The sequence below is a fragment of the Lysinibacillus sp. FSL P2-0066 genome, from assembly GCF_037969495.1.
Taxonomy (GTDB): domain Bacteria; phylum Bacillota; class Bacilli; order Bacillales_A; family Planococcaceae; genus Lysinibacillus; species Lysinibacillus boronitolerans.
In genome coordinates, this window is the sequence record NZ_CP150202.1 from 3653806 (window position 1) to 3668325 (window position 14520).

Here is a 14520-nt window from a genome sequence, read left to right on the forward strand (position 1 = left end):
TATGAATGGTTGAATCGCCCAACTCTTCTTGTACACGTTCTTCAATCCATTGGCTTTTGCGTTCAAAGTGATATTTAAATGATAAAGTCCTTTGTCTGTTAAGTTCTTTCTTCGTTCATTAATAAAACCCTTCACCGATAATGTTTTTGTATCCTAGTAATTGGTGGATTTTGTGTAATAAATATTAATGGTAACAAACAGAAAAATTTGCATACAATTTAAAAATTCACCTATTTTTCATCTGTGTAAAATTGTTCAATATACTGCTCTTCTTCCTCGGGCGATAATAAACGAGTTGCTCTTCCTGAATTTGTTGTGTCATCGCCACCTTGCAATTCCCAAATTTTATTATGGTCGTCAACGGCGTTTGAAAAATCACCTTTCGACCATCTTTCTAATATTGAAATGTAAAGATCTTTATATTTATAATCGTTCATTTTAACTACAGTTAACAATCGATCAACTTTTTCTTGTGTTATTCGCTCACGACCCCATTGAGAAGCAGCTTTCACTTTTTGGTGAGACATGCTATGGATGGTTTCATTTACTTTGCTTTCCATTAAATTGTCAGGATAAAGCAATTCTTCTTTTGTAACTTTTTTATCTTCAAGCGCTACTCCGTCAACAACAATAGTGGCTCTTTCTTTTTTGGTAACAGGTTTTTCCTTTTGTTCGGTGGATTTAATGTAACCAAAAATCCCTCCAAAAATTATCAATATTGCAATGATAACAATTGCAGATTTTGTTTTTCTCTTCATGTTATTAACTCCTCATTGTAATTTATATCATTATATCATTATGTAATTATGTATTGGTTTATATTATGTAATTAGGATAATAATAACAGAGTGTTCAATGACTATAGTACGAAAACTGTTCGTAGATAATGGTATATACTTTGTATTCAGCATGTTAACCAACGCAAAATTGCGTCCTTAATTAAATACAACTAATACAATTTTGTATGCGTTAATCCGTCACAGGTGCTCTCTATAGAGGAGAGTACCTCAAAAAAACATTGCTGAGGTATCTAGCATTTTGCTAGGTACATAACGTTTTTACAAGGGGGGCGTGTTTTGCGACTCCTTTTACATGAACTGTAGAAACGTTTTCAATTTCATTCACCTCATGAAACTCGTCCAGATATTGAATGAAGTGAGTTGTATTGTAGTTATAAATTTCTGTTGTTCTGATTGAATAATTTTTAATCTGTAAATGTAAATTCTTTCAACAAATCTTTAATAAGCACGAAAAAACCTCCGATCTACAAGTGTTTCTCACACTTATAAATCAGAGGTTGAAACAATACATCCGTATTGCCTATTTTCGCTTTAATCAAATACCTATTTTAAGTTATAGAAGGAATTTAAACCAAGATACTCTGCTGTTGAACCAAGTTGATCTTCGATACGAAGAAGTTGGTTATATTTAGCTACACGGTCTGTACGTGATGGAGCACCTGTTTTAATTTGACCAGCATTTGTTGCAACAGCGATATCAGCAATTGTTGCGTCTTCTGATTCACCAGAACGGTGAGAGATAACTGCTGTGTAGCCTGCACGTTTCGCCATTTCGATTGCTTCAAATGTTTCTGTTAGTGTACCGATTTGGTTTACTTTAATCAGGATGGCATTGCCTACGCCCTGCTCAATACCAGCAGATAACTTTTTCGTATTTGTTACAAATAGGTCATCACCTACTAATTGTACGCGACTGCCGATACGGTCTGTTAATAGCTTGTGTCCAGCCCAGTCGTTTTCGTCTAAGCCATCTTCAATTGAAATGATTGGGTATTTATTTGTTAACTCTTCGTACCAATCCACCATTTCTTCAGAAGTTTTGACAACACCTTCTCCATCTAAGTGGTATTTGCCGTCTTCTTTATTGAATAGTTCAGAGGATGCTACGTCCATTGCAAGTTTCACTTCGTCACCTGGTTTGTAGCCTGCTTTTTCAATCGCTTCTAAGATCACTGTAATCGCTTCTTCGTTAGAGCCAAGGTTTGGTGCGAAACCACCTTCATCACCTACTGCTGTGTTGTAGCCTTTTGCTTTTAGAACAGCTTTGAGGCTATGGAAAATCTCAGCGCCAATACGTAATGCATGACGGAATGATTCTGCACCAACAGGCATAACCATAAATTCCTGAATGTCTACATTGTTATCTGCGTGAGCACCGCCATTTAGGATGTTCATCATTGGTACTGGTAATTGCTTAGAGTTGAACCCACCAAGATATTGATAAAGAGGTACATCTAAATAATCTGCCGCAGCATGTGCAACTGCCATGGATACACCTAGAATTGCGTTGGCACCTAGCTTGCCTTTATTTTCTGTGCCATCTAGCTCGATTAAAGCTTTGTCGATGACTACTTGATCAAGAACAGAATAGTTACCTTCCAATTCTTCCGCAATAATTGTGTTTACATTTTCAACTGCTTTTAATACACCTTTGCCTAGGTAACGAGATTTGTCACCATCACGTAATTCTACCGCTTCGTATTCACCTGTTGATGCACCTGATGGTACGATTGCGCGACCAAATGCGCCTGATTCTGTAAATACTTCAACCTCTACTGTTGGGTTCCCACGTGAGTCTAAAACTTCGCGCGCATAAACTTGTGTAATAAATGGCATAATTAATTCTCCTCTTTTTCAATTAATGATTGTCCTGTCATTTCAGTAGGCTGTGACACCTCTAATAATTCTAACATGGTTGGTGCTAAATCGGCTAAAATACCACCATTTCTTAACATTATATTTGGTTTTGTCACAATTACTGGAACAGGGTTTGTTGTATGAGCTGTCATTGGCTCACCTGCTAAAGTTAACACTTCATCAGAGTTGCCATGGTCAGCTGTAATAATAGCTGCGCCCCCTTTTGCAAGGAGTGCATCTACTACTTTTCCTAAGCATTCGTCTACTGCTTCAATGGCTTTAATAGTTGGCTCCAGCATTCCACTATGACCAACCATATCAGGGTTGGCAAAGTTAAGAATAATGCCATCAAATTTTTCAGCCTCAATTTCTGCAAGTAAAGCATCTGTCACCCCATAGGCAGACATTTCAGGTTTTAAATCGTATGTCGCCACCTTTGGAGAAGCAATTAAAATACGTTCTTCACCTGGGAATTTTTCCTCACGTCCACCACTCATAAAGAATGTAACATGTGGATATTTTTCAGTTTCCGCAATGCGCAACTGTGTTTTTCCATTCGTCGCTAATACTTCACCAATTGTATTTTTCAAGTTGTCATTTTCATAAGCAACCTGTGCGTCGACTTCATCACTATAGTGTGTGAAGGACACAAATTTTAAATTCTTTGGATGATTTGCAGATATAGCAAAGCCATCGAATGCTTCATTTGTAAACACTGTTGACAGCTGAATGGCACGATCAGGACGGAAGTTAAAGAAAATCACAGCATCATGATCGCCAATTGTTGCTACTGGCTCGCCATGCTCTTGAATGCTAAATGGGATGACAAATTCATCTGTTACCTCACGCTCATAGGATGCTGCTACACCACTTTTAGCACTTTCTGCTGTTTGACCAACGCCATCCACCAGGACATTATAAGTCAGTGCGACACGATCCCACCGTTTATCACGATCCATTGCATAGTAACGTCCATGAATCGAAGCAAATTGCCCTATGCCTATTTCAGCCATTTGCTTTTCAGTTTCTTCGATATAGTCTAATGCTGTTGTTGGACCAACATCACGACCATCTAAGAAGCCATGTACATAAACTTCATCTAATCCCTGCTGTTTAGCTAGCTTCAATAGTGCAAACATATGCTCATAATGACTATGGACACCACCGTCTGACAATAAGCCCATAACATGTAGCTTTGACTGATGAGCTTTAACATGTGCTACTGCATCTAAAAAGGCTTGATTCGTGAAGAAATCTCCATCACGAATAGATTTATTTAAGCGTGTTAAGCTTTGATATACGATACGTCCTGCACCGATATTTAAGTGCCCTACCTCGGAATTCCCCATCTGTCCTTCAGGTAATCCAACGGCTTCTCCCGCAGCTGTTAATGTCGCATGAGGGAATTGATGCCAATATCGATCAAAATTTGGCTTATGGGCCTGTGCTACTGCATTCCCAAATGTTTCATCTCGAAATGCAAAGCCGTCTAAAATAATTAATGCTACTGGCTTTTTAGGCATTTGCTGCCGCCTCCAATAATGTTAAATAAGATTCTGGTTGTAAGCTTGCTCCACCAACTAAAGCACCATCAATATGTTCTTTCGATAAAAGCTCCTGAATGTTATCAGGCTTGACACTGCCACCATATTGAATGCGCACAGCATTCGCAGTTTCAGCATTATATAGCTCTTCTACTACTGCTCGAATCGCTCCGCATACTTGATTTGCATCGTCTGCTGTAGCAGTTTTACCAGTACCAATCGCCCAAATCGGTTCATACGCAATGACCATATGCTCTACTTGCTGTGCTTCAAACCCAGCAAGTGCCGCTTTAATTTGGCCTGCCACTTTTTGCTCTGTTGTGCCTGCTTCACGTTCTTCTAGTGTTTCGCCACAGCAAATAATAGGCACGATAGCGTGTGCAAGTGCTGCTGCTACCTTCTTATTAATCGCTTCATCTGTTTCGTTGTAGTATTCGCGACGTTCTGAGTGTCCTAAAATGACATAGTCAACATCCACACTTGCTAGCTGTGCTGGACTAATTTCACCAGTAAAAGCACCTTCATTTTCATAGTGCATAGTTTGTGCACCAATCGCCAGCTCTGACTCACTAGCAACTTGCACAAGTGTAGGTAGGTAAAGAGCTGGTGCGCAAATAACAGCATCTACTTTGTCATTGGAAGGAAGTTTTTCTTGTACAGCATCTACAAACTGAATAGCCTCTTCAAATGTTTTAAACATTTTCCAGTTACCTGCAATAATTGGTTTACGCATCATTTTGCCTCCGATTAGCTTATTTATCGTTTAGTGCTACAATCCCTGGAAGCTCTTTGCCTTCCATTAATTCTAAGGAAGCACCACCACCTGTAGAAATGTGATCCATTTTATCTGCTACTTCAAATTTTTCAACTGCCGCTGCCGAATCGCCACCACCAATTACTGTGTAGCCTGCTGTTGTTGCCATTGCATCAGCAACAGTTTTTGTGCCGTTTGCAAATTTGTCCATTTCAAAGACACCCATTGGTCCATTCCAAATGATTAATTTAGAGTTTTTGATAACTTCTGCATAGTTTGCAGCCGTTTTTGGTCCAATATCTAGACCCATCCAATCAGCTGGAATAGCATCTACATCAACGATTTGTGTTTCAGCATCCTGTGAAAATTCATTTGCCACAACAGCATCGACTGGCATATGTAATTGCACACCTTTTGCTTTTGCCTTCTCAATAAAGGACTTTGCTAGCTCGATCTTATCTTCCTCTAGCAATGATTTACCGATATCGTGGCCCTGTGCCTTAATAAATGTAAAGGATAAACCACCACCGATAATTAAGTGATCTACTTTTTCTAATAGGCTTTCAATAACACCAATTTTATCTTTTACTTTGGCACCACCAATAATGGCTGTAAACGGATGCTCAGGGTTAGACAAGGCTTTACCTAGTACATCTAATTCCTTTTGCATTAAGAATCCAGATACAGCTGGAATATGCTTAGCGATTCCTTCTGTAGAAGCATGCGCTCGATGGGCTGCACCAAAAGCATCATTAACATAAATATCTGCTAGCTGAGCAAATTGCTGTGCTAATGTTGGGTCATTTTTCTCTTCACCAGCATGGAAGCGTACATTTTCAAGCAATAGAATATCTCCATCTTGCATGTTTGCAACGGCTTCTTCCACTGCTTGCCCAATGGATTCATCAAGCTTCGTAACAGGCTTGCCCATTAATTCAGCTAAGCGAATGCCAACAGCTGTTAAACGCATATCCTCTTTTACCTCACCTTTTGGACGTCCTAAGTGAGAAGCTAGAATAACTTTAGCACCCTGCTCTACTAAATACTCAATTGTAGGAATCGCTGCACGAATACGCGTCTCATCGGTAATAGCACCATCTGCCATTGGCACATTAAAATCTACACGCACAAAAACGCGTTGACCCTTTACATCAATATCTTTCATTGTTTTCTTATTTAACATGAAGAAACTCCCTTCAAAGTTTGTTTTAGTTTTACACCCTTGTGTTTTACCCATCTTGGCTCTACACCATGCTTACTAAATTGAAAAGTCAGTTAGTACTTTTTCAGCGTCACTATCTCATGTAAGTATGATTCTCCAACTTTTGATAATGAACCCTAATACTTGTTTTTATAGTAGCAAAAGTTAACTGCGATGTCTTGTAATCAACATGTATCAATTACGTCTCAGCGTAATTGTGTCCAGATTTTTTTAGAACTTGCTTTGAAACATTCCTCTTCAAAATCCGTGACATTCGCTGAGGCTTTTATCTTGATTCAGTCGTGATCGGACACCAATGAACCAAGAGAGTCATTTGTGTATACATCTCACCACCTATAAAGGTGGGTGTTTTCTGGCTGAATCTAGAAAAAAAGGAGTAAGGGTTATCCCTTACTCCCAATACCCTTGTATATTATATCTATTCGATATTATAAAGGCTATACTTTTTGTGCATAAAAAGCAGTAATATGTCACACTTTTTACTCAAAATGTCGAAATATGATACTTATTTATGGTTTAAGCCTTGTTCAGCAATGTATAAAGCTAGGTCCATTAAGCGAGTAGAGTAACCAATTTCGTTATCATACCAAGCTAAAACCTTCACCATTTTGTTTTCTAACACCATTGTTGAAAGGCCGTCTACCGTAGAAGAATGATGGTTACCGTTATAATCAATTGAAACTAATGGTAGCTCATTGTAATCTAAAATGCCTTTTAACTCATTTTCAGAAGCTTCTTTTAATGCTGCATTAATCGTTTCTTTCGATACATCTGCTTTTAGCTCTACAACTAAGTCAACACATGATACGTTAGGTGTTGGCACACGCATAGAGAAGCCATCTAGCTTACCTTTTAATTGTGGCAATACTTTTGATACAGCTACTGCTGCGCCTGTTGTTGTTGGAATCATAGACACCGCTCCAGCACGTGCACGACGTGGGTCAGAGTGTGGGAAGTCTAGAATTCGTTGGTCATTTGTATAAGAGTGAATTGTTGTCATCATACCGCGTTCGATGCCAAATTTCTCATCAAGTATTTTAGCTACTGGTGCCAGACAGTTTGTTGTACAAGAAGCATTGGAGATCACATCATCAGTTGCTGGGTTATAATCCTCATGGTTTACACCCATAACAAATGTAGGCATTGCTCCTTTTGCTGGTGCTGATAGAATCGCTTTTTTCGCCCCTGCTTCAATATGCTTGCCTACTTCTTCCATTGAACGGAATCGACCAGTACATTCAAGCACTACATCTACGCCTAATTCGCCCCACGGTAATTGTGCAGGATCTTTTTCAGCATATACTTTTACACGTTGACCATTTACTACGAAAGAATCTTCATCTGCATTGACTTCAGCATCATAGATACCGTGTACTGAATCATATTTCAATAAGTGCGCAAGCTGACCAGCATCTGTTAAGTCGTTTACGGCTACTACTTCAAATTCATCATGCTTCATTGCCTCACGAAATACTAAACGTCCAATACGTCCAAATCCATTAATCGCTAATTTTAATGCCATTGTTAATTCCTCCAATAATGTGTGATGTCTGTCTCTATGAATAGAGACATCAAAATTTACTTTATGCTCATTCAAAAAATGCTTTAGCACTTTCTGAGATCGAGTGACATGTTTACAACTTTGCCATCATTCAAGATGCTTATTTTCTATAGAAGATATTTTAGCAGCAATTGCTTTGGCCGCTGCTTCATCTGTTACAAATATGGTTTGCTTAGGTGCTACTTTAAAATAAGAAAGCATTGCATTGACCTTCTTTTTGCCTGCTGCAACTGCAATGACCTGCTCACTGTTTTGTACCTGCTCAAGCTGGATACCAATTGTGCGTATGCGATGTACTATTTCTCCATCGGCATTGAAATAATAACCGAAAGCCTCACTTACAGCGCCTTTGTCCTCAAGAATTCGCAAATCCTCAGGAGATGAGTTACGACGAATAGCCATTTCCTCTGCGGAGCCAATCCCATGAATGACGCAATCTGCTTGATCATAGAAGGCCATCATTTCTGTTACCATCGGCTCTGTTAACATCGCTTGATAAGCTTGCTCACTTAAATGCTCTGGTAAAAATAAAGTACGGTACTGAGTTTCCATTTGCATGGCAAATGTTGCAACAAGTGTATTGGCCTGCATTTGCATTTCATGTCCAATCCCCCCGCGTGCAGCTACAAAGGTGATATGCTTTTGTCCGTCTAAAGGATGTAAAAACTGCGCAAGAGAGGCAACAGATTTTCCACCAGTGACAGCTACAACTTGCTCATCAAAAGCAGTCGACATAAATTGCAATGCTGCTTCTTTGCCAAGCATGGTTAGGATTGTCTGATCCTCATTGTAATCACCAGGAACTACGACTACACGTTGGATGCCCAAGTGGCTTTCAAGCACTTTTGCAAGCTGGGTTAAACCAGCCCATTCATAAACGATGGCTCTTAATTTTTCAATGACTATTTCACCATCATCTGTACATACCATACCCGACTTTTGCGCATCTAATAACCCTTGTTCACGTAAAATATCAGTTTCTTTGCGTATTTCTCTTTCTGTCATTTTCAGTGAATCGGCTAGCGTACGTCGCCCGATTGGTTGCATAAGTTGAACGGCTTGCAAAATTCGATATCTTGCTTGCAGAAGCGGATACATTTCAGGAAGTAGCCTTTGCTGTGCCTCTGGAACAGTTAACATATCTATCTACTCCCCTAATTAATAGTGGTGGGTTTGTTTTTAACCCACTAAATTATTTTGTGTCCCACTTATGGTTTTATTATAATATGCATTGTTTTAAAGTGCAAGTAGTTGTCTTGTTCTGGATAAAAAAAAAGCCTCATAGCTATAAAAACAGCTACAAGACTTTGTTGAACTTATTTAGTGAAAGATAAAATCGCGTTCTTTTTAAAACCTTCTAAAGCTTTTGTTGCTTCAGTTTTATTTGTAAATTCAAAAATACGAACGTCCTTTTTCTCAAATACTGTAATTACCCACATTGTAAAATCTCCCTTCACATCATTCATTTTTGTAATATAACAACCACTAAAATTTGTGATACATTTGCTAAACTGTTTTATAACAACTTCTTACTTGATACCTATTCTACTCCGATTTTTAGGAAAAGAAAGTCTAATGTGAAGGTCTTCACAAACTGTTCAAATTCAAACCGCTTTCATTGAACAATTTGTGAATTGTGAGAATGACAGCTAATAATAAAGTCATTTATACCGTTAATAACTCTTTATACTTTCAGTAGATTAACTGCCTAATCGCTCCATTAACGTGGCATAATCTAAATTACCATACTGAATGACGACACCATCTTTTTCAACTACCGGAATCATTAGCATATATTTTTCATGTATGCGATCATCCTGCTCTATATCAATTATTTCAATATCAAATAGAACATCTTCCTGAACAAGCTGTAATGTCTGTAGCCCTTCTACACATAAAGGACAATTCGCCCTACTAAAAAATTTAATTTTCATAGATAGCACCTCCTCCTTTATTATAAACGATGTGGCAATGAAGAAATGGCTACTATTCTTTGATGATGTTTATTTGAGCTTTCTTAGTATCCTTCTTTGTAATGGCTGTATTTTTGCCAACAATGACGGAAATCACGACAATCATTGCCACGACGATCGTAAACCAAGAGATGGATTCATTTAAAAATAGCGTAGCAAAAAGAATCATTAAAAATGGCTGTAAATATTGGATCTGACTAACTCTTGCAATACCTCCTAAAGCCATTCCACCATACCAAGCAACATATGCTAAAAACTGACTGACAACAGCTAAATATAATAGGCTAACCCACGCTGTAAGAGGGGCATGTAGCATTTCCAAGGAAAATTGGGAAATGACAGGGACAATAAAAAAGGGAGCCGCCAGCAAAATAGCCCAAGCAATAACCTGCCAGCTCCCTAATTCCTTCGCTAACTGTCCTCCTTCTGCATAGCTAAGACCTAATATTACAACTGCTGCTAATAATGCTAGATCTGCCATATGTAATTGTCCTAAGCCTAAAAAGCTAGCATAAATAATAACTGCTATAGCCCCAATAACACTCGATAACCAAAACTTAAATGATGGACGTTCACCTGCTCTGAATAAAGCAAAGCCCGCAGTCGCTAAAGGTAAAAGTGCTAATTCGATTGCGCCATGTGTAACTGGCAACCTTGTCATTGCCCAAGATGTAAGTAAAGGAAATCCTAATACTGCCCCAAAGGATACTATTATCAAGCTTTTAAATTGTCTAGCATTCGGTAGTCTTTCTTTTCTTACAAGTAAAACGATGGCTACGATGAACGCCGCGATGACAGCTCTCCCCAATCCTACAATTGTCGCTCCAAAGTATGGTACAGCTGTACTTGTTGCGGGTAACGTTAGACTAAAGCAAATTACCCCCACAAATCCTAACAGCAAACCTATTTTTTCTTTTCTTTTATCCTGCATGTGCTCATCCTTTCATTTTCCTCTCCATCTGTCCCTGGTATAATCCATAGTAATCGGTGCTATCTCTAAAATGAACAGAATTTTCTACCAACTGTCCTGGTACAGATAAAGGAGGAAGGACGATGATTGCAAAATATGTAGAGGTTGTAGAGAACATTAAAGAGCAGCTTGCTAATGGTGTGCTCATTGCAGGCAGTAAACTACCTTCCGTACGACAACTGTCTGAGAAATTTTCCTGCAGTAAAAATACAGTGATAAGAGCTTATAATGAGTTAGAAAAGGAGCATCTTATTTTTTCCAAACCTAAAAGTGGCTACTATGTTGTGAATAACATAGAGCAACCGAGTACACACCAACAAGTTATTGATTTTTTATCTGCTGGTCCAGACAAAAGCATTATGCCCTATATTGAATTTCAGCATTGCATCAATCAAGCTATTGACACATATAAAGAAGAATTATTTAGTTATAGTGATCAGCAAGGGCTTTACTCGCTACGTGTACAATTGGCTAAGTATCTGCAGGATTTACAGGTCTTTACTGAACCTGATCGATTATTTATTGTCTCGGGCTCACAGCAAGCATTACATTTACTAGCGGCGATGCCTTTTCCGAATGGTAAAAATAATATATTAATAGAACAACCTACCTATTTTGGTTTTATAGAATCTGTCCATCTACAACAAGCTACAACTTTTGGGATTGATTTAACAATGGAGGGCATTGATTTAGATCGTCTTGACTATATTTTTCGCAATAATGACATTAAGTTTTTCTATACTGTCCCGAGATTCCATAATCCTCTTGGTCATAGCTATACAAATGACGAAAAAAGAAAGATTGTGGAATTAGCAGACAAATATGATGTTTATATTGTGGAGGATGATTTTTTAGGAGATTTAGATCCTAACACAAAAGCGGATCCGTTATTTTCTTTTAATCCCTCTGGTAGAGTTATTTATATTAAAAGCTTTTCAAAAGTATTTCTTCCAGGTTTAAGAGTAGCGACAGTCGTTCTTCCCACTATAATGACAAATCATTTTCTACGTTATAAATTTAGTGCTGATTTCAATAGCTCTGTTCTCTCGCAGGGTGCCTTAGACATTTATTTAAAAAGCGGTATGTTTCATAGCCATATTAAAAAGATTAAAGAGCTTTATATAAGAAAAATGAGCGTTTTACAGGAGGCTTGCGAATCATTACTTCCCACCTCTACTAACTATACGAAACCAGTATCAGGCTTTTATCTTTCTATTGTTCTTCCTGATAATGTAAGTGCTAGGCAGGTGGTTCATTTATTAAAGGAAAAAAATATATTGATGGATGACGTTACTAGAATGTTTCTACCAGAATTTAAAAAGGATAATCTTATTCGTTTAAGTATTTCTCAGGTAGATGAACAATTAATTTATACTGGTATTCAGGAGCTAGCACTTTGCATTTCATCATTTAAACGTAAAATGCGCTATCCAAATTCCATTCACCTATTGTAATTAAAAAAGGCATTGATTGTGAGCAAGCTACACATCAATGCCTTTTGTTTTAAGTTATTTTAAATGACTATCGAAGAATTTTACCATGGCATTATAGAATTCAATTCTATTTTCTTCATTTGCGAAGCCATGTCCTTCATTATCTTTTAGCATGTACTCTACCTCCACACCTCTAGCGCGTAAGGCTTCCACAATTTGATCGGATTCTGCTTTGTTCACACGTGGGTCATTTGCTCCTTGAGCGACAAATAAAGGTGTTTTGATTTTATCTGCATGGAAAACAGGTGAAACAGCAGTTAACAATTCTTTGTCTTTCTCTGGATGGCCTACACGCTCATAAAACATGTTACGCATAGTTTCCCAGTAAGGAGGGATGGTATTTAATAATGTAAATATGTTAGATACCCCTACATAATCAACTGCAGCAGCATATAGATCAGGTGTATACGTAATACCCGCTAATGTTGCATAACCACCAAATGATGCTCCATAAATACCAATGCGATCAGGGTCTGCAATGCCCTGGTCAATTGCCCATTGTACACCATCAGTAATATCATCTTGAATCTTCAGACCCCATTGCTTATTACCAGCCTGAAGGAACTCTTTACCATATCCAGTTGACGAACGGAAATTCACCTGAAGCACTGCATAGCCACGATTAGCTAATAATTGTACTTCTGGATTGAAGCCCCACATATCACGTGCCCATGGTCCACCATGTGGATTGACAATAAGAGGGAGATCTTTCACTTCTTTATTTTTCGGTAAAGTTAAATAGCCATTAATCGTTAAACCATCTCGGCTCTTATATGAAATTGGATGCATTTCTGCAAGTTCATTCGGATTTAACCAAGGGCTTAAAGTGGCCAACTCAGTTAATTCATCTGTTGTAGAATCGTAGTAATAATATTTTCCATAGACAGTATCACTTGAAACGCTCACAATAAATTTTGTCATTTCTTTATTGTAATCATTGATACCAAGCTCACTTTCATGCACATTCAGCTTGCTTTGGATTTTACGGAAAAGCTTTTCAAAGTTCTCGTCAAAGAATTGGTAATGTGGTTTATCTGTTACATACGCACCATATAGCAATTTATCGTGTTCGGCACTATATAAGACACCAGAAACATCTACTTGATCATTCGACATAATTACTTCTTCATTACCTTTTAAGTCGTATTTCACAACTTCAACTTTGTCTCTACCTTTGTTTGATGTAGCATAAATGTATTGATTGTCTTTTGAGAAAGCTAGTGGCATTACTTCATCTCCAGCTTTCATTTCAATAAATGGCTTGAATTCATCCTTTTCAGAATCTCGATAAAGAATCGTGCCTTCCACACCATCTGAAGCTACAGCAATTCGCACATTGCCATTGCGATCCGCTAGCCAGCTCGTAATATTACCTGGATTTTTTGCAACGTGCGTTGTTTCACCAGTCTTTACATTCAGCTTGTAGACATCAAAAACTGTTGCATCTTCCTTATTCATCATGATAAGTATTTCATCTTTAACACCCTGTAGGCCACTTAATACCCCAACTGTGACATTTGGATATGGCGTTAGATCTTTTTCCTCAGAGCCATTAAATGTTGTAGAATAAATATGGAAGTTCTCATCTCCACCTTTATCCTTTAAATATAGTAAATTATTATCCTTCCAGAAAAATCCTGCGACATCCCGATCTTTTGAATTCGAAACACGAACAGGCTCACTATCATCATTCATCTTTTTCACGAAAACATTCGCTCTATTCTCCCAAGCAGAGGAGTAAGTAATGTAATTGCCATCTGGTGAAAGTTCATAACCGAAATTACCAGGATTTTTCATAAAGTCTTCAACTGAAATTTCCTTTACACCTTCATGATTGGAACCATTTTTTATTTGTTTTGCATTGTTTAATATTTTTACTGCATCTTGTTTGGACATTGCTTCTGTATTTAATGATAAGCCATTAAATAGACCAATCTTATTGGCTTTCTCTAAATAGTCAGCAAGTGAAGCTTCTTTTTCTTCTTTATTTAACGCTCTAACTAAAATACGAGCCGCTTCATCACGTTTAATTGTCAAACTTAAATCTGTGAATTCTCCAGCCTTTACCCATTTATCAATAATTTGTTGACGCATTGAATCCGATCCGTGCTGGAATGTTAAAGTTGTTACAGCTAAATTCAAAAATTCCTGCGCTGACACACGTTCTTCTTGTGCTGTTACTGTGCTATTAGTTTCATTTGCAGCACGGACTTCTTGCATTGTTGCAGGAATAACTACAGAGGTTGATAAAATAATTGCTAACGATGCAGATAAAAATCTTTTTTTCAAAATGATTCCTCCCTATATCAGTTTACGTTATATCGATTGTCGATATATTTAAATTAT

Annotated in this window: 12 protein-coding genes; 1 reads left to right on the forward strand and 11 read right to left on the reverse strand. The window is 37.9% G+C overall.

Going from position 1 to position 14520, the window contains the following annotated elements:
• Window positions 1-230: 230 nt before the first annotated feature.
• From MKZ14_RS18145 to MKZ14_RS18190, 10 genes are all read right to left on the reverse strand, one after another.
• A complete protein-coding gene (locus MKZ14_RS18145; protein ID WP_016994759.1) occupies window positions 231-758 on the reverse strand; it encodes a DUF6241 domain-containing protein in 528 nt (175 codons plus the stop codon).
• Window positions 759-1343: 585 nt separating this feature from the next.
• Window positions 1344-2636, reverse strand: coding sequence for a phosphopyruvate hydratase (eno, locus tag MKZ14_RS18150; protein ID WP_016994760.1), 1293 nt, complete (start codon window positions 2634-2636; stop codon window positions 1344-1346).
• A 2-nt stretch (window positions 2637-2638) separates the two neighbouring features.
• The gene (gene gpmI / locus MKZ14_RS18155) at window positions 2639-4180 is read right to left on the reverse strand and encodes a 2,3-bisphosphoglycerate-independent phosphoglycerate mutase (RefSeq protein WP_339280309.1); all 1542 of its coding nucleotides are present in this window, start codon (window positions 4178-4180) and stop codon (window positions 2639-2641) included.
• Entirely contained in the window at window positions 4173-4934 is a 762-nt protein-coding gene (gene tpiA, locus MKZ14_RS18160) for a triose-phosphate isomerase (protein WP_016994762.1), read from the reverse strand. The genes gpmI and tpiA overlap by 8 nt, the downstream gene beginning before the upstream one ends.
• A gap of 19 nt (window positions 4935-4953) precedes the next feature.
• Window positions 4954-6138 carry a phosphoglycerate kinase gene (locus MKZ14_RS18165; protein WP_026023505.1) on the reverse strand — a complete coding sequence of 395 codons (1185 nt, stop codon included), beginning with the start codon at window positions 6136-6138 and terminating at the stop codon, window positions 4954-4956.
• A gap of 544 nt (window positions 6139-6682) precedes the next feature.
• Window positions 6683-7699 (reverse strand): type I glyceraldehyde-3-phosphate dehydrogenase, encoded by a 1017-nt coding sequence (gene gap, locus MKZ14_RS18170; protein ID WP_016994764.1) that lies wholly within the window; start codon window positions 7697-7699, stop codon window positions 6683-6685.
• Window positions 7700-7825: 126 nt separating this feature from the next.
• Window positions 7826-8878: a sugar-binding domain-containing protein gene (locus MKZ14_RS18175; protein ID WP_036078797.1), complete on the reverse strand. Its 1053-nt coding sequence runs from the start codon at window positions 8876-8878 to the stop codon at window positions 7826-7828.
• 176 nt (window positions 8879-9054) lie between these two features.
• Entirely contained in the window at window positions 9055-9177 is a 123-nt protein-coding gene (locus MKZ14_RS18180; RefSeq protein ID WP_004228055.1) for a hypothetical protein, read from the reverse strand.
• A gap of 261 nt (window positions 9178-9438) precedes the next feature.
• Window positions 9439-9672 (reverse strand): glutaredoxin family protein, encoded by a 234-nt coding sequence (locus MKZ14_RS18185; protein ID WP_016994766.1) that lies wholly within the window; start codon window positions 9670-9672, stop codon window positions 9439-9441.
• A gap of 52 nt (window positions 9673-9724) precedes the next feature.
• A complete protein-coding gene (locus MKZ14_RS18190; protein WP_339280310.1) occupies window positions 9725-10642 on the reverse strand; it encodes a DMT family transporter in 918 nt (305 codons plus the stop codon).
• A 122-nt stretch (window positions 10643-10764) separates the two neighbouring features.
• Between MKZ14_RS18190 and MKZ14_RS18195 the strand changes: the two genes are divergently transcribed.
• On the forward strand, window positions 10765-12135 hold the full coding sequence (locus tag MKZ14_RS18195; RefSeq protein WP_339280311.1) for a PLP-dependent aminotransferase family protein: 1371 nt from the start codon (window positions 10765-10767) through the stop codon (window positions 12133-12135).
• A 54-nt stretch (window positions 12136-12189) separates the two neighbouring features.
• On the opposite strand, the gene MKZ14_RS18200 is transcribed toward MKZ14_RS18195, so the two are convergent.
• Window positions 12190-14463, reverse strand: a complete 2274-nt coding sequence (locus MKZ14_RS18200) for a S9 family peptidase (RefSeq protein WP_339280312.1) — start codon at window positions 14461-14463, stop codon at window positions 12190-12192.
• Window positions 14464-14520 lie beyond the last annotated feature (57 nt).

Coding starts and splice junctions, on each gene's coding strand:
- gap (WP_016994764.1), bottom strand. CDS start 7,699: ATGGCATTAAAATTAGCGATTAATGGATTTGGACGTATTGGACGTTTA.
- MKZ14_RS18145 (WP_016994759.1), bottom strand. CDS start 758: ATGAAGAGAAAAACAAAATCTGCAATTGTTATCATTGCAATATTGATA.
- MKZ14_RS18175 (WP_036078797.1), bottom strand. CDS start 8,878: ATGTTAACTGTTCCAGAGGCACAGCAAAGGCTACTTCCTGAAATGTAT.
- MKZ14_RS18185 (WP_016994766.1), bottom strand. CDS start 9,672: ATGAAAATTAAATTTTTTAGTAGGGCGAATTGTCCTTTATGTGTAGAA.
- MKZ14_RS18180 (WP_004228055.1), bottom strand. CDS start 9,177: ATGTGGGTAATTACAGTATTTGAGAAAAAGGACGTTCGTATTTTTGAA.
- gpmI (WP_339280309.1), bottom strand. CDS start 4,180: ATGCCTAAAAAGCCAGTAGCATTAATTATTTTAGACGGCTTTGCATTT.
- MKZ14_RS18190 (WP_339280310.1), bottom strand. CDS start 10,642: ATGCAGGATAAAAGAAAAGAAAAAATAGGTTTGCTGTTAGGATTTGTG.
- tpiA (WP_016994762.1), bottom strand. CDS start 4,934: ATGCGTAAACCAATTATTGCAGGTAACTGGAAAATGTTTAAAACATTT.
- MKZ14_RS18195 (WP_339280311.1), top strand. CDS start 10,765: ATGATTGCAAAATATGTAGAGGTTGTAGAGAACATTAAAGAGCAGCTT.
- eno (WP_016994760.1), bottom strand. CDS start 2,636: ATGCCATTTATTACACAAGTTTATGCGCGCGAAGTTTTAGACTCACGT.
- MKZ14_RS18165 (WP_026023505.1), bottom strand. CDS start 6,138: ATGTTAAATAAGAAAACAATGAAAGATATTGATGTAAAGGGTCAACGC.